At 36.5% G+C, this 17,130-nt stretch carries 14 protein-coding genes, 1 pseudogene and 1 riboswitch; all 15 genes and pseudogenes read right to left on the reverse strand.

Annotation, left to right across the window (positions count from 1 at the left end; translation table 11 throughout):
- Positions 1-320: 320 nt before the first annotated feature.
- A pseudogene (gene recA / locus BM350_RS01785) lies at positions 321-929 on the reverse strand (recombinase RecA); the annotation flags it as partial.
- A 153-nt stretch (positions 930-1,082) separates the two neighbouring features.
- Complete coding sequence (locus BM350_RS01790) at positions 1,083-2,321, reverse strand: competence/damage-inducible protein A (protein WP_090912842.1); 1,239 nt, start codon at positions 2,319-2,321, stop codon at positions 1,083-1,085.
- A 21-nt stretch (positions 2,322-2,342) separates the two neighbouring features.
- On the reverse strand, positions 2,343-2,921 hold the full coding sequence (gene pgsA / locus BM350_RS01795) for a CDP-diacylglycerol--glycerol-3-phosphate 3-phosphatidyltransferase (protein WP_090912840.1): 579 nt from the start codon (positions 2,919-2,921) through the stop codon (positions 2,343-2,345).
- A 64-nt stretch (positions 2,922-2,985) separates the two neighbouring features.
- Positions 2,986-3,873 (reverse strand): helix-turn-helix domain-containing protein, encoded by an 888-nt coding sequence (locus BM350_RS01800; RefSeq protein WP_090912838.1) that lies wholly within the window; start codon positions 3,871-3,873, stop codon positions 2,986-2,988.
- Positions 3,874-3,894: 21 nt separating this feature from the next.
- Positions 3,895-4,680 carry a DUF3388 domain-containing protein gene (locus tag BM350_RS01805; protein WP_090912837.1) on the reverse strand — a complete coding sequence of 262 codons (786 nt, stop codon included), beginning with the start codon at positions 4,678-4,680 and terminating at the stop codon, positions 3,895-3,897.
- A gap of 151 nt (positions 4,681-4,831) precedes the next feature.
- Positions 4,832-5,080, reverse strand: coding sequence for a DUF3243 domain-containing protein (locus tag BM350_RS01810; protein WP_090912835.1), 249 nt, complete (start codon positions 5,078-5,080; stop codon positions 4,832-4,834).
- Positions 5,081-5,190: 110 nt separating this feature from the next.
- Positions 5,191-5,904 (reverse strand): elongation factor P 5-aminopentanone reductase, encoded by a 714-nt coding sequence (locus BM350_RS01815; RefSeq protein ID WP_090912834.1) that lies wholly within the window; start codon positions 5,902-5,904, stop codon positions 5,191-5,193.
- Positions 5,905-5,925: 21 nt separating this feature from the next.
- Positions 5,926-7,212 (reverse strand): EF-P 5-aminopentanol modification-associated protein YfmH, encoded by a 1,287-nt coding sequence (locus tag BM350_RS01820; RefSeq protein WP_090912832.1) that lies wholly within the window; start codon positions 7,210-7,212, stop codon positions 5,926-5,928.
- 1 nt (position 7,213) lies between these two features.
- Positions 7,214-8,488, reverse strand: coding sequence for an EF-P 5-aminopentanol modification-associated protein YfmF (locus tag BM350_RS01825; protein ID WP_090912830.1), 1,275 nt, complete (start codon positions 8,486-8,488; stop codon positions 7,214-7,216).
- A gap of 131 nt (positions 8,489-8,619) precedes the next feature.
- The gene (locus BM350_RS01830) at positions 8,620-9,579 is read right to left on the reverse strand and encodes an ABC transporter permease (protein ID WP_090912828.1); all 960 of its coding nucleotides are present in this window, start codon (positions 9,577-9,579) and stop codon (positions 8,620-8,622) included.
- Positions 9,580-10,638: an ABC transporter permease gene (locus tag BM350_RS01835; protein WP_090912826.1), complete on the reverse strand. Its 1,059-nt coding sequence runs from the start codon at positions 10,636-10,638 to the stop codon at positions 9,580-9,582.
- Complete coding sequence (locus BM350_RS01840; protein WP_090912824.1) at positions 10,631-12,163, reverse strand: ABC transporter ATP-binding protein; 1,533 nt, start codon at positions 12,161-12,163, stop codon at positions 10,631-10,633. Before BM350_RS01840 ends, BM350_RS01835 begins: the two co-directional genes overlap by 8 nt.
- A gap of 81 nt (positions 12,164-12,244) precedes the next feature.
- Entirely contained in the window at positions 12,245-13,327 is a 1,083-nt protein-coding gene (locus tag BM350_RS01845; RefSeq protein ID WP_090912821.1) for a BMP family lipoprotein, read from the reverse strand.
- Between the two features lie 89 nt (positions 13,328-13,416).
- Positions 13,417-14,142, reverse strand: coding sequence for a GntR family transcriptional regulator (locus BM350_RS01850; RefSeq protein WP_090912819.1), 726 nt, complete (start codon positions 14,140-14,142; stop codon positions 13,417-13,419).
- A gap of 235 nt (positions 14,143-14,377) precedes the next feature.
- A riboswitch (purine riboswitch) is annotated at positions 14,378-14,480 on the reverse strand.
- A 171-nt stretch (positions 14,481-14,651) separates the two neighbouring features.
- Positions 14,652-17,021: a DNA translocase FtsK gene (locus BM350_RS01855; RefSeq protein WP_090912817.1), complete on the reverse strand. Its 2,370-nt coding sequence runs from the start codon at positions 17,019-17,021 to the stop codon at positions 14,652-14,654.
- Positions 17,022-17,130 lie beyond the last annotated feature (109 nt).

Below are 17,130 nucleotides of genomic sequence, written 5' to 3' on the forward strand. Positions count from 1 at the left end.
TATAGATTTTCCATCTCTATAGCGCGGACTATCTCTTCATCTCTTTACAGAGAGCCTTGCACTTCCAGCAGGAGCCTATCTTCTGCCGTACCCTACTCAGTTAACTTTAAAAGTTCTTTTCGGTAGTCTCTACACCTTCTTCATATCATTCTGAAGCTTGGCACGGTATTACCCTATTATTTGGAGGGCTTCACCGTTAGCAGCTATATAGCTACACCCTTAGGCAATAAGGTTCACAAGGTTTTTTGAACATGCTATCACTAGCAAGGGAAACCCATAGTAAACTCCTTAATCTATAAAGATTAAGCAACCATTTGTTGATTTCCAAACATTACTCCAACTTTTTCACGAATTTGGTTAATGAAAATTGCGATTGTTTTTGACTTGTTAATCGCACCAGATAATTTACGAAGAGCTTGTGACATTAAACGTGCTTGTAAACCGACGTGAGAGTCACCCATTTCTCCTTCAATCTCTGCTTTTGGAACAAGTGCTGCTACAGAGTCAATAACAATAATATCAATTGCACCGCTTCGTACTAATGCTTCAGCAATTTCTAGTCCTTGTTCTCCTGTATCTGGTTGAGATAATAATAATTCATCAATGTTAACACCTAGTTTTTGTGCATATACAGGATCCATTGCATGTTCCGCATCAATAAATGCCGCTTGCCCACCTTGACGCTGTACCTCTGCAATCGCATGTAAAGAAACTGTTGTTTTACCTGAGCTTTCAGGTCCATAAATTTCAATAATACGGCCTCGTGGATAACCACCAACTCCAAGGGCAACATCAAGTGCCAATGAACCACTTGGTACAGTAGAAATCTTACGTTCCGCTTGCTCTCCTAGTTTCATAATAGAGCCTTTACCGAATTGTTTTTCTATTTGTTTTAACGCCATATCTAATGCCGCTTGACGATCACTCATTCAAAAATTCCTCCTTAACTTAAATGCTAATCTTATTATACATATTTTCTACCCATTATGCCAACAAAAATCGAACGTTTATTCGATTTTTTTATTTTCCAGTAGATGAAAATCTCTATTTTTCTATATAAAATAACAGAAGCTAGAAGAGATTCATATCTCTTCTAGCTTCTTATACAGATGATAAAACCCATATTTAACAGTACGTTCACGAATTTGCTGACGACTTCCACTTAATGTAAGAGGAATAACTACCGTCGGCTGTTCATCTATTGCTAAGCCAATAAACACTGTCCCTGGCTCTTTTCCTTCAGATACATTCGGCCCTGCTACTCCAGTAAAACTAATTCCGATATTCGCTTGCATAAGTTTTTTCACATTTTCAGCAAGATAACGGGCACAAGCTTCACTAACAGCACCATCTATTTGTAAAGTCTTTTCTGGAACATGTAAAACATTTTGCTTTACATCATTGCTATAACAAATTATGCCGCCTTTAAACAGAGAAGACACACCAGCAACCTCAGTAATACGATCACCAAATAAGCCACCTGTTAAACTTTCAGCACATGCAATCTTCAAACATTTTTCTTTCAACAAAGCAATTGCTTTGTGATGAAGAAGATCTTGATTATATCCATAAAAAAATTGCCCTACTCTTTGTAAAATCAATTCTTCCACATGGTTTATTAAGGATTCAGCTTCTTTTGCATCATGGTGCTTCGCTGTCAGGCGAAGTGTTACTTCTCCTTCAGAAGCAAGGGGCGCAATCGTTGGATTCGTTTGAACATCTATTAAATCTTGAATCGTTGTCTCTAATTGTGATTCTCCAATTCCAAAAAATCGAAGCGTGCGAGAATACAGATTCTCACCAGATGTAAAAGGAAGAAGCCAAGTCTCTACATAACTTATATACATTGGATTCATTTCTTTAGGTGGTCCTGGAAGTAAAATATACACCTTGTTATCTTTACATAATCCCATTCCTGGAGCCATACCATGATCATTCGCAAACACAGTCGCTCCCTTTAAAACAAGAGCTTGTTTTTTATTATTTTCTGTAAACTCTCTTCCCGTTCTTTTATAATAATCAGCAATGGAATCGAGAGCTACTTCATCATATACAAGCTCTTCCTGCAAGGAGGAAGCAATTGTTTCTTTCGTTAAATCGTCTTTTGTCGGCCCTAGACCACCTGTAAAAATCAATATATCTGCACGTTTTTGAGCAATTTCAATTGCTCGGCGTAAGCGATTATTGTTATCTCCAACGACAGTGTGATAATATACATCGATTCCGATAGATGCCAGTTTTTCTGATAAAAATTTGGCATTCGTATTCGCAATTTGCCCAAGCAATAGCTCTGTACCAACCGCGATAATCTCTGCATTCATCTTCCATTCCCCCATAAGCCGTTATTTCGAATCAACAAAGACTCCTCTATTTTTCCAGAAATAATCCCAACCTGAAATAATTGTAAAAATAAGTGCAATCCAGATTGAAATATCTGCAATTCGAATATGAATTAAATTTAACGGAACATCGTGAAGTAAGTATGCAGAAATCGCAATAACTTGCATCCACATTTTAATTTTCCCAGGCATTTTCGCAGCAGCCACTTCTCCTGTACCAGCTAATACGAGGCGTAAGCCTGTAACAGCAAATTCTCGGCTAATAATAACAACCGCCATCCAAGTCGCTACATAATGTAAATCTACAAGCGTAATTAATGCTGCAGATACCAATAATTTATCCGCCAAAGGATCTAAAAATTTCCCTAGATTCGTTACAAGATTATGTTTTCTTGCATAATGGCCATCAATCCAATCGGTCGCAGAAGCAATAATAAAAACAAGAGCCCCAGCTAAGTGCTGAATTGGCAATTCTACATCTCCAATTGTATATACTCCCCATTCAAACGGAGTGAGCATAATAATTAAAAATATAGGAATTAAGCAAATTCTTGATACAGTAATTTTATTTGGTAAATTCACAGCTATTCCTCCATCATGTCAAAAACGGTTTCTGCATTGAAAAAAGTCATCGGAACGATGACTATTATTGTGCAGGTTGTTCTCCTAAGTTTTTAATCACCAAAATTTGATGACGTATTTCTTCTGCATTTTGTGGGAATTCAACAACTTTACTGTTAATTTTAATTTCCACATTTGGCGCATTACCAATGTTTAAACGAACAACATGTTCTGATGATAAATCTTGTTGTTGTGTTTCATCCTTATTTAAAGTGCCTGTATAATATTCTTTACCGCTATCGTTTTTAATATCTACATAACTTGTACCTTTTGCATGAACTTCTACCTTAAGTTCTTTATTATGGCTTAGTTCTAATGTAGATTCTTTTCCATTCTTTTCAACAACTTTAATTTCTTCTTGTGCAGCATTTTGTTGCTGTTGTGGTTGTTGCGGTACTTCTTTTTTCTCCTCTTTTTTCTCTTCTTTCTTTTGATCAAGAGGAGAATTTTCTGCTTTTTCCACTTCTGTTTGGGCATTTTTCGTTTGATTTACTTGACTAACGTCACTTTTACCTGTAACAAACCGGAATACGAACCAAATTGCAACACCAACAGCAATAACAAGCAATGTAATTAAAATTTTTGGCATATGGTCTGCAATTGGCGATGACGCTGCTCTTTGCACAGTTTCCTGCGCTTTTTGTCCCGTTGGAACTTGCGGAACACTCTGAGAAGCCGTCTGTGGTATTTCGTGTCTATATTCTTCTAGTGTCGCCTCTCCATTTAGCCCAACTGCTTCCGCATATTGCTTTATAAAGGCACGCGCGTAAAAATCCCCAGGCATTATACTAAAATTTCCTTCTTCAATACCAATTAAATAGCGTTTTTGAATTTTCGTAATTTCCTGCAGCTGATCGATGGAAAAACCTTTCATTTCTCGTGCTTCTTTCAGCTTTTGTCCTAATTCTGTCAATGCTAACACCTCAATATTTCTTTAAAAGTCGAACATAGAAAAATTATTTTGATTTCCCTGTTCAATTTCATCTACTAGACTGTATTGAATTTCTTCATCGTAATCATTTCGCAATTCAATAATGTAATCAAAATCATCAAGTGTATATTCTGACTGACTCACAAATACATCTGGATGCTCTACAACCTTTGTTGCTGGCAATCTCATAATTTCGCGAACAAGCTGCCAGTGTCGTTCATTTGCGCGCTTCGTTGAAACAATTCCATCTAAAATAAAGATATTATTATCATTATATTCATCTTCAATTAATTGACTGCGTACCGTCTGTTTAATAAGAGTAGACGACACAAAAAGCCAACGTTTATTTGCACACACACTTGCAGCAACGATGGACTCGGTTTTTCCAACGCGCGGCATCCCACGAATTCCAATTAATTTATGGCCTTCTTTTTTCATAAGTTCTGCCATAAAATCAACAAGTAAACCTAATTCATCACGAACGAAACGAAATGTTTTCTTATCATCCGCATCCCGTTGTATATATCTTCCATGCCGAACTGCTAATCGATCACGAAGCTTCGGTGGACGATATTTCGTTACAGTTATATTATCCATCGTATTTAGAATTGATTCAAGTCTAGAAATTTGTTCTTGATTATCGCACATTAATAATAATCCGCGCCTAGCATTGTCTACCCCATTAATTGTTACAATATTAATACCAAGCATACCGATTAACGAAGAAACATCACCAAGCAAGCCAGGTCGGTTTTTATGTATTTCATACTCAAAATACCATTCAATCATTTGATGACACTCCCCTTGCTTACTTTACATCTACGTACTATATTATATGATTTTCTCTTAATAGGAAAGTGAAATGTATAATTGAGAACTCAATTTAATGTAGAGATTCTCAAAATCGACAAAAAAAGAGAGGATTCTTCCTCTCTTTTCGCTACTTATGGTTGACCATTTTCACCATTAAGTTTGCAATTGTATGTTGCTCCTGTTCATCTGCAACCTTCCAAAGCTCCATCAATAATTTTTCTTGGTCATTTCGTGCTTCTACTTCATTTGCTAAATAATCCCCAATGCGATAAGCCATATCAGAAATTGCACCGCCGTCTAAGCCTTTTCCTTGTGCTTGATCTAAACGCTCTCCTAAAAAGCCTTTCCATTGTTCAAAGTTATCTAATACTGACATTGTTAAGCACCTCGCTATAAAGTAATGGAGTCATGTTTACTATTTGCCATTATGTCCTTTTTTATGTACGAGAGCAAAAAGTAAAATATGATACTCCTTACTTTAAGCAATTAACAATGCCAGCCCCCATTAACCCCAATAATTTGACCTGTTATATAAGATGCTTGTGAAGAAACTACAAATGCAACTGTATTTGCCACTTCCTCTGGCAATCCTAATCGACCAAGCGGAATTTCTTCTGCAATCTCTTGCTTTTCTTCATTCGAAAATATATGCAGCATCTCTGTTTCAATTGCACCTGGAGCAATTGCATTTACTCGTACACCGCTTAATGCAACTTCTTTTGCCAATGCTTTTACATATGAATTTTGTGCTCCTTTTACCATAGAATACAACACTTCACAGGAAGCACCTATTTGTCCCCAAATGGAAGAGATAACAACAATATTCCCACTTCGGTTTCGAATCATTGAGGGAAGTGCAAATGAAACAAGTTTATATACATTTTTCACTTGCAGTTCCACCATCTCATTTAATTGTTCATCGGTAATATCTGTTTTTAACCCAAAGATACTTTTTCCAGCTGCATATACAACAGTATCAATTGGATGATAGATTTGCGACCATAGTTGCCAAGCGCCATCTATTTCTGATAAATTAGCTTGAACTGGAATAATATCTTTCAGTTCTTGTTCTAATTGCTGAACTCTCTTTTCACCTTGGTTATAATGAACATACACTGTGTAGCCATCTTTCACTAACTGTCTTACAATGGCAGAACCGATTCCCCCACTTCCCCCGGTAACTAATGCAAACTTCTTCATCTTTTTCCTCTCTCTACTACATTATTTCTTCGGAAGTACCTGGCAAATACTTACTCGTTCTTCTTTTAAAAAGCTTTTCGAAACTGTTTGTAAATCTTCAATTGATAAACTTTCCAAAACAGATAATGCGTCAAACAAACTAGAACTATTAAATGCATATCGTGTGAACTGATTTGCAATATACTCTGGTGAATTTAGCGAGCGTAAAAAACCACCTATTTTCTTCTTTTTCACACGCTCTAACGTTTCTGCGCATAACTCATCATAATTTGTTTGCAACAAAATATCAGTTACGCGCTTTGCTAGTTCATCCGGTTGTTTCGTATCTCCGCCAATCATCGCAAAACCGAAACTGCTTTCTTCTGTATAATCATACGAAAACGTATCATCAATTAACCCTTCATTATACAATGTTTCATAATGGGTAGAACCTTTTCCAAATAAATAATCTAACAGAAGCGTTAAAGCAATTTCTTGTTTCAGCAAGTCCTTTCCTTCTTGTTTCAAGTCTTTCGTTTTTACACCAACTAAACATTTCGGTGTTTGTACTGGCATTGTAATGACCATTTTTTTCTCATTTACTTGTTCTGGTTCTTCATCAAAAGACCGCGCAATTTCTGAGGAAGCAGTATAATTTTTCTTCGCTTGATTTTCACGCACTAAATTCATTGTCTTTTCTGGATCAATAGAACCAACAACAAATAATAACATATTACTTGGGTGATAAAATGTATGATAGCATTCATACAGCAAATCTTTCGTAATTTCGCTAATCGAATCAATTGTTCCAGCGATATCAATCTTTACAGGATGTTTCCTATATAAACTATCAATTAACCCAAAGTATAAGCGCCAATCTGCATTATCTTGATACATTTGAATTTCTTGCCCAATAATTCCTTTCTCTTTCTCAACAGTTTGTTCCGAAAAGTATGGATCTTGCACGAAATCTAACAATGTTTCTAGATTCGTTTCAACGTTTGATGTACAAGAAAATAAATATGCAGTTCTTGTAAACGATGTAAATGCGTTTGAAGAAGCTCCTTGCTTACTAAATAATTGAAACGCATCGTGATCCTCTTTTTCAAACAATTTATGTTCTAAAAAATGTGCAATTCCATCTGGTACACGAAGCATCTCGTCTTTCTCAAGCGGCACAAACGTATTATCAATAGAACCATACTTTGTCGTAAATGTTGCATACGTTTTATTAAACCCTTGCTTTGGGAGAATATATACTTCTAGGCCATTGGACAGTTTTTCGTAATACAGCGTTTCTTTTAATTGTTCATACACGATTTTTTCCATCTTAAACACCCTCCGTCCCATGTAAGAAGTAAATTGTATCTAGCTGAATATTATTTGCTACTTTAACGATTCCATCTTTCGTTACTCGTTCAATCTCTGTTAACCATTCTTCTACAGGGCGGTCATAATTTGCAATTACTCCATGATACAGAAGTTCTACAAGACCGCGCGGCGTATCAATTGTCTCTAAAATTTGATTTTTAATTACACTTTTTGTTTGTACGATTTCCTCATCAGTAAAATCGCCATTTTGCATCGCTATCATTTGTTCTTTAATAATCGTAACAGCTTTTTCATAATTTTCTCCCTCAATTCCAGACATTACAAACAGAAGTCCTTTATGACTTTCATAACGAGAAGCAGCATAATATGCCAAGCTGTTTTTCTCACGTACATTAACAAATAATTTCGAATGCGAGAAACCACCAAACAAGCCATTAAATAACTGCAAAGCAAAATAGTCTTCGTCACGATACGTAATATACGTGCGGTATCCAATATTTAATTTACTTTGTTTAAGTTCTTGTTTTTCTACAACTTCTTGCTCTTCCTCATTTTTCTTATGAAGCAATACATTTCTTTCTTTCGGTTCACGTTTAGAAACAGAAAAATACCGTTTCACAAGGTCAAGAGCTCCTTCTTCAATATCACCGATAATGTATAAATCCATTTCATCTTCAGCTATTACTTTTTTATAATATTGATACAATGTTTCGTTTGTAATCTTAGAAACGTGCTCTTTTTGACCATTTGCACTTAAGCGATACGGTTCTACTTTACACATTTCTTCGATAAGGCGTTCATTGGCATAGCGCATTTTATCATCAAACGTAGATTCAATACGCTGCACGAGTGCACGTTTTTCACTTTCTACTACCGTTTGTAAGAAACCATTTCCTTCTGTTGCTGGTCTTAGTAAAATATCAGCAAGCATAGCAAGCGCTTTTTCAAAGAGCGGCGGCGCTTCTTGTAAATAAGTTTCATTGGCAATGTCTATATAAATAGAAATAATATGATCCTCACCCTTTTTACTTACATCAACAGCTAATGACGAACCATATAACTCCTCTAAATATTGGCGAATTCGAATAACAGATGGGTGTGTTTCTGTAGCACTTTGTAATACATAAGGAAGCAAGGCCCGTTCTGTTACCGTTTCTTCACATAACGGTGACTTTAACCGTAATACAAATGTATTCGTTTTATATTTTTCTGTTGGAATCATATGTACGCGTAATCCACCTAATTCATGTGTTTCTTGTTTTATAAGATCCATTCGTAAACCTCCTCTAAAAAGGAATTTTCTTCTTCAATATACAGTTTTCACAAAAGAAAATGCAAATTTTCTCATGTATTAACGTTATTGTATGTAAAAAAACTCGCACTAATGTGCGAGCTTTTTAGCTTTTAGCGTTTTCCTTTTTCATACGGTGTTCCAAGCGCTTTTGGTGCTTCAGAACGCCCAACAAAACCGACAAGTGCAAAAATTGTTAATACATATGGTAATATCGTTAAAAAGATACTTGGAATTTGATCTAAAACAGGAATTGTACCACCTGTAACACCAAGTGACTGTGCAAATCCAAAAAATAACGCTGCACCTAGCGCTCCAATTGGATGCCATTTCCCAAAAATCATTGCTGCTAACGCTAAAAATCCTTGCCCTGTAATTGTAGAGCCAGAAAAATTATTTGAAATAGATGTTGAAAACACAGCACCACCGACACCTGCAAACATACCTGATAAACAAACTGCAATGTAGCGCATTTTATAAACATTAATACCCATCGTATCAGCTGCCATCGGATGTTCCCCAACAGCACGTAATCGTAAGCCAAATGGTGTTTTATAAATTACATACCAAACTACAAATGCTAAAATAATTGCGATATAAGAAGTTAATGGTACATCAGAGAAAAACACTTTTCCAATAACAGGAATATCAGAAAGGCCAGGAATATCAATTTTTTCAATACGATATTGGATAAAATCAGTTTGACCTTTTCCAAAAATCTTTTTAATCGCAAACACTGTTAATCCTAACGCTAAAAAGTTAATCGCCACTCCACTAACAACTTGATCTGCACGGAATGTAATTGAAGCAACCGCATGAAGAAGTGCAAATAATCCCCCGCCAATCGCTGCAAAAATAAGTGCAATCCACGGCGTCATCGCTCCCCATGTATCCCCCATTAATAAAGTTGTAACAACGCCAATAAACGCACCAAACAGCATTAAACCTTCTAATGCAATGTTAACAACTCCAGAACGTTCACTAAATACGCCTCCAAGTGCTGTAAAAATAAGCGGTGCTGCCGTATATAACGTACCAGTGACAAGAACGGCTACAATATCTAGGAAACTCATTTATTTCCCCTCCTTGCTAAAACGCGAAAGTGCCCATCGTAAAATATAGCTACATGCTACAAAGAAAATAATACATGCAATAATAACGTTAATAAGTTCAGATGGAACGTTCGCCTCAAAGTTCATTTGCGGTGCAGCACTTTTCAATCCGCCAAATAAAAGTGCTGATAACAAAATACCAAATGCATTATTTGCACCAAGAAGAGCAACGGCAATACCATCAAATCCTATTCCTGTAAAAGAAGACATCGCTGTCATGCTCTGGAATGTTCCAAGCCCCTCCATTGCACCGCCAATTCCAGCAAATGCACCAGCAATCGTCATTGATAACACAACATTACGTGATACTTTCATTCCCGCATATTTAGAAGCGTGCTGATTGAATCCAACTGATTTGAGCTCGTAACCTAATGTTGTACGATCTAATAAAAACCACATAATAAGTGCTGTAACAATCGCTACAACGATTCCCCAGTGCAGGCGAGAACCATCTGTTAAAGACGCTAACCAAGAAGAAGCTAAAGACGCACTCGCTTTTATATCATACGATTTTTCATTTGCTTCATGTAAAAAATTTCTTATGATGTAATAAGTTACATAAAGTGCGATATAATTCATCATAATTGTGACGATAACTTCATTTACCTTAAACTTCCCTTTTAAATATCCAGGAATAAATCCCCACAGTCCTCCAACAAGTGCTGCAACTAATATCGATAATGGAACATGGAGGAAAGGTGGTAACGAAACAGCATAACCGAACCAAACCGCAGCAAGCCATCCCACTAACAATTGTCCTTCTACCCCGATATTAAACAAACCTGTACGGAAGGCAAACGCTACTGATAAACCAGCAAGAACAAGTGGAATCATCGTACGGAGTGTTTCACCTATTGCACGTGGATTTCCAACCATGCCATCCCATAATGCGGCATAGCCGACGATTGGATCGTATCCGCTCGTAATCATGACAATGGCTCCAACAAGTAAACCAAAAATAACGGATAATACAGGTACTAAAATGTTAATTGTTCGCTCCGTTAAAAATTTTTTAGCCATTTGTGTTCACCTTCTCTTTCTTCTTTCCCCCAGCCATTAATAGACCTAGTTGTTGCTCATTTGTTTCTTTTGCATTTACAATATCAACAATTTTCCCTTCATAAATCACAGCGACGCGGTCGCTTACATTTAAAATTTCGTCAAGTTCTAACGAAAGCAACAGAACTGCCTTTCCTTTATCACGCTGTTCAATTAACTTTCTATGAATAAATTCAATTGCCCCAACATCTAAACCACGTGTTGGCTGTGCTGCAATTAATAAATCCGGATCACGATCTACTTCACGAGCAATAATTGCCTTTTGCTGATTTCCTCCAGATAATGCTCGCGCTGGCGTATGCTCACTCGGTGTACGAACATCGAACTGCCCAATTAATGATTTTGCTTTTTCATAAATCTTTGTAAAATTCAAAACACCTTTTTTAGAATACGGATTTTTATAGTACGTTTGCAGTACCATGTTATCTCCGATAGAAAAATCAAGAACAAGTCCATGCTTATGACGATCTTCAGGAATGTGTCCAACACCTTCCTCTGTAATACGTCTAACTGGCCAATTTGTTACGTCTTTCTCTCTTAACGTAATAGAGCCTGACTCAACTTTTCGTAAACCAGTAATCGCTTCTATTAATTCGCTTTGTCCATTTCCATCGATTCCAGCAATACCAACAATTTCTCCTGCACGAACAGTTAAGTCAAGTCCTTTTACGGTAGGTAAATGACGTGCATCGTGCACAACAAGATTGGAAATTTCAAGTACATTTTCACGTGGTTTGGCGTCTGACTTTTCTGTTTTAAAATTCACTTGACGTCCAACCATTAATTCTGCAAGCTTGTTTTCATCTGTATTTGCAACGTCTACCGTTCCAATTCCCTTTCCTTTACGAATAATTGTACAACGATCACATACTTCCATAATTTCTTTCAACTTATGTGTGATAAGAATAATAGATTTCCCTTCTTGCACAAGCTTCTTCATAATATGAATAAGTTCTTGAATCTCCTGCGGCGTTAATACAGCTGTCGGTTCGTCAAAAATTAAAATTTCTGCTCCGCGGTAGAGCGTTTTCAAAATTTCTACACGCTGCTGCATTCCAACAGAAATATCCTCTATTTTCGCATATGGATCTACCGACAATCCGTATTGCTCAGATAATGCTTTAATTTCTTTAGCAGCTTCATTAATAGCAATTTTCCCGCTTTTCTTCGGTTCATTTCCGAGAATAATATTTTCTGTAACTGTAAAATTATGAACTAGCATAAAGTGCTGATGTACCATGCCAATTCCAAGATCATTCGCTACATTTGGATTTGTAATTTTTACAGGTTTCCCTTTAATTTTAATTTCACCTTGTTCTGGTTGATACAATCCAAACAAAACATTCATAAGTGTGGATTTCCCAGCACCATTCTCTCCAAGTAAAGCATGAATTTCTCCCTGTTTCACTTGCAGCGTAATATTATCATTCGCCACAATTCCTGGGAATACTTTTGTAATATTATTCATCTCAATGACGTATTCCATATTATTCCTCCTTAACAGGACAAAGTTCTTTATATATGCAAAGGTTAGTTCCTAGAACTAACCTTTGCTATCGATCTACCATTATTTTTTAAGAGAAGCCTCATATGTTTTGTACTCATCTGGAGTAGATGGCACTTTAATTTCACCACTTACAATTTTCTTTTTAAACTCTTCTACTTTTGTTACAATTTCTGGATTTACTTTTTTCACGTTGTCAGTTGTTTTTGCAATTCCAACACCATCATCTTGTAAACCAAACTCTTCTTTTTTACCGCCTTCAAGTTTACCGTCTTTTGCTTTTTGTGAAACCTTTTCTACCGCAACATCAACGCGTTTTACCATTGAAGTTAATGTTACATTTTCTGGCATACCTTCTTGGTTTTGGTCACGGTCAACCCCAATTACCCAAACATTTTCACCTTTTTTCTTACGGTTTTTCGCTTCTGTAAATACACCATTACCAGTTGCACCAGATGCATGATAAATTACGTCAACACCTTGACCGTACATAGCCGAAGCTAATACAGAACCTTTTTCTGGTTTATCAAATGCTTCTGCATATTGAGATATAACTTCAATATTCGGATTTACTGTTTTCGCACCAGCCATGAAACCAGATTCAAACTTTTGGATTAGAGGACTTTTAATTCCTCCAATAAACCCTACTTTATTTGATTTTGTTGTCATTGCTGCAACCGCACCTGCAAGGAAAGAACCTTCGTGGTCTTTAAATGTAATACTTGTTACATTTGGCTTATCAACTACTGCGTCAACAATTGCAAATTGTTTTTTCGGATTCTTTACTGCCGTTTCTTTTATAGCCTCTTGCATTTTATAACCAATTCCAAATGTTAAATTGTAGTTCGTGTCTACAAATTTTGCTAAGTTTGGAATATAATCTGCATCCTTAGTAGATTCAAGATAGCGATATCCTTCATTTTCTTTTAACTTGTTATCTTTACCAAACTTTTTTAAACCTTCCCAAGCAGATTGGTTGAATGATTTATCATCTACTCCACCAAGGTCTGTAACCATACCAACTTTAAAATTTTTACTTTCTTTTCCCTCTTTTTTCTCACTTGACTTATCAGTGTTTCCACAAGCTCCTAAAATTGTGCTTGCTGCCAACGTTAATGATAATAAAATCCCCGCTTTTTTCTTCATACTAAAAACCCCTCCTAAAATATGTATCTAGTTACTTATACAGCCATACCCCTATTTTCTTGCTGTCACCTCCCTAAAATGGGTACAATTTACATACGCTTTCTTAACACATGGAAGCTAAATTTGTCTGCTCGAAAATAATTAATAGAATATAAAATCGGTTCATCATTTTGATCATAATGCATTTGCTTTAATACAAGTAATGCTGTTTCCGGTTCACATTCTAAAATTGGTGATATTTTAGAGTGATAACCGAGTGGTTCAATATGAGCAACAGCATACGTAATGCGTTTATGTGTATTTCTATGAATGACCGTAAGTAGTGATTCCTCTTTGTATTCTGACAAATCAGGAAGAACTTCTTTCGGTAACTTATCAACGCAATAAACAACAGGTTCCCCATCTGCTGTACGAACGCGTTCAATCATAAGTGTTTCAAAACCATCTTCACTATTAAATTTTTCTTTTTCTTCTTCCGTTAAATTCCCTACTGCTGATGATAGAAATACTGTACCTGGCTTTTTTCCTGCATTAGCGATCATATCTGTAATACTAGATAATTGTTCAATTCCTGAAGAAAACAAAGGTTTTGCATTTACAAATGTCCCTACACCGTGCCGCCTAATAACAACGCTTTCTTCCTCTAAAATTCGAAGTGCTTCTCGCAAGGTTGCTCTACTCACACCTAATTCTTTCGCTAAATCAAATTCGGACGGTAGCTTTTGCTTCTCTTTATATACACCGCTTTTAATCTTTTCTTTAATGTGGTCAATCACTCGTAAATACAAATGTCGACTATCTGATTTTACTGACATAAGACTCCCCTCGCACTCCACTTATTCGACCTCTGATGTAAGACCTCTTTCCTATTTTTTCCACATTCAATATATCATGAATTCTCTTAAATAAAAATAAGAAAATTGTGATTTGTCGAATAAGTCATAATAATTTCTTTAAATGAAATTTTCTTTCTTTAACCCATAAAAAAAACTTTGCACCTTACATTTCTCATATGTTGAAAAAGTTAGGAACAAAGTTGCTATACACCTTGTATTGACACTTTTTCCTCATAGTCTAGCAAATTTATGGTTGCTAGGTAGAAACTTATGGACCTTATTACCAAGATTATATGAGGGATATTTTGATTTCGAAGTAATCGTACCACTTGATATGATTACTGTCAATACAATCCAAGAAAAAATCGAACGTTGAAATAAAAAAAAACACAACCATTCGTATTCCCAATAAAACACGCTGATGGTAAGCGTTATCATTTCTATTCAATAAAGAAACCGACTAGAATCACTTCCAATCGGCTTCTTTATCATGAACTTTTCTCTTGAATATCTTTTATCAACACTTCACGAGGCTTGCTTCCTTCATACGGACCAACAACGCCGTTCATTTCCATTGCATCAATTAATCGAGCTGCACGCGTATATCCAATACGAAACCTACGCTGCAACATAGAGACTGATGCGGTTTGCATATCTACAACGAGCTGCACTGCTTCATCATATAAATTATCCTCTACCTCTTGCATCGTTTCTTGTACATCTTGTGGAATCATATCTTCTTGATATTGTGCTTTTTGCTGCGCAACAACATATTCTACTACTTTCTCTACTTCATCATCTGATAAAAATGCACCTTGTACACGAACTGGCTTAGAAGCACCAATCGGTACGAACAACATATCACCGCGTCCTAATAATTTCTCTGCTCCCCCTGTATCAAGAATTGTTCTTGAATCAGTTTGAGAAGAAACCGCAAAAGCGATTCGCGATGGAATATTCGCTTTAATAACACCGGTAATAACATCTACAGATGGGCGCTGCGTCGCAATAATTAAATGAATACCAGCTGCACGTGCCATTTGTGCCAGACGCATAATTGCATCCTCTACATCAGAAGAAGCAACCATCATTAAATCTGCCAGCTCGTCCACGATAACAACAATATACGGAAGTTCTGGTTGCTTCGCTTCAGATTGTTCATTATGTTGTTTAATGTATTCGTTATATCCTTCAATATTACGTGTTCCGCTATGGGCAAACAATTCATAACGCCGTTCCATTTCATTGACAACCTTTTTTAGTGCCTGTGACGCTTTCTTCGGATCTGTCACAACAGGCGTTAATAAATGCGGGACACCATTGTATACATTTAATTCTACCATCTTTGGGTCAATCATCATGAGTTTCACTTCATGCGGTTTAGCACGCATTAAAATACTTGTAATAATCCCGTTAATACATACACTCTTTCCACTACCGGTTGCCCCCGCTACGAGTAAATGAGGCATTTTATTTAGGCGAGCCAATACAGCTTCTCCTGTAATATCACGCCCAAGTCCAATTAATAGCTTTTCTTCCGGATGATTATTCGCTTTCGAATCTAATACTTCTCTTAACGTAACCACTGCAACTTCTGAATTTGGCACTTCAATTCCAACAGCTGATTTTCCTGGAATTGGTGCTTCAATTCGAATATCTTTCGCCGCTAAAGCTAGTGCTAAATCATCACTTAAACTAACAATTTTACTAACTTTAACCCCCATATCAGGATACACTTCATATTTTGTAACAGCTGGCCCTCTATGAACCTTCGTTACTTTCGCTTTCACACCAAAGCTTTGGAATGTTCGTTCTAACTTTCGAGCATTTTCATAAATCGTTTCATTTTCATTTGTTACTTGCTTATTGTTCGGAAACTTTAATAGCTCTAAAGACGGCAACTTATAATCTTTATTTTCAACATCGGAAAAATGCATTGGCGGCGCTGTCGTCTCTCCGGCAATCGATTCAACAATTTTTTCACCTTTTTTCCGCTTTGTCTTTTCTTCTTGTATAGGCAAAGCTTCTTCTTGAATTGCTTCAGGAATAAAGGATTCTTCACTTATTGGATCTGGCGTTGCATAGTTTTCAGTAAAGTTTGATATAATCGGCGGCGCTATATCAACCTCTTCTATACTGTCCACTAACTGCGGGGCTTTTGGTACATGACGCTCACTCCGGGTACGAGCAGTCTTTTTCTTTTCAGTTTTTTCAGCAGCGCGTTTCGTTTGCCAGTCTTTATAATCACCTTGCATCACTTGAAATTGCCGGCTAAGTATACGTCCAATCGGCGCAAGTACTTCTCCTATATGTTTATTTGTAATGCATAGTACACCAAGTAAAATGAGAATCATTCCAATTATGTACGCGCCAACCTCATCAAATAAAAAGTAACATGTCGCAAACATAATAGCCCCAAACATTCCCCCACCTAAATGTACCGAGTCGACTCCTTTTTTCATTTCATGAAAAAATAAATCTTTTGTCGTTACAATAACAGATGCACTTTGCACTGCCCCATCTTTTGTTAAAAGGTTGACTAATGTAATGTGACTAAACATCAATATAGCTAATACAATTAAATATAGACCAATCAATCGTTTGTTTAATAAATTCGGCCACTCTCGTTTTATAACAAATGCTATAGAAAGTACAATAACCCCAAGGACTCCAAGTATGTACCATTCTCCAAAGAAAAAGCGAAAAAATAGCACGAATGCTTTTCCGACAACACCTAGTTGCATAATTGTAATGATGGAGAGCGCAAAAAGAGTCAAACCAACGATTTCGTAGTACAAAGTTGGCTTTATGGTACGTCTTGCTTTTGTTTTCGTCCCTATTTGCTTTTGTTTTGCCATTTCTTCACCTCAAATTCTCATTCAAAAATATATTTTTCTTAGAACAAGTGCAGTTTCCAGCTCGTTATTTTACCCACGGATTATTTAAAATCGAAGAAAGCGAAACTTC

The sequence above is a fragment of the Bacillus sp. 103mf genome, from assembly GCF_900116295.1.
GTDB lineage: Bacteria > Bacillota > Bacilli > Bacillales > Bacillaceae_G > Bacillus_A > Bacillus_A bruguierae.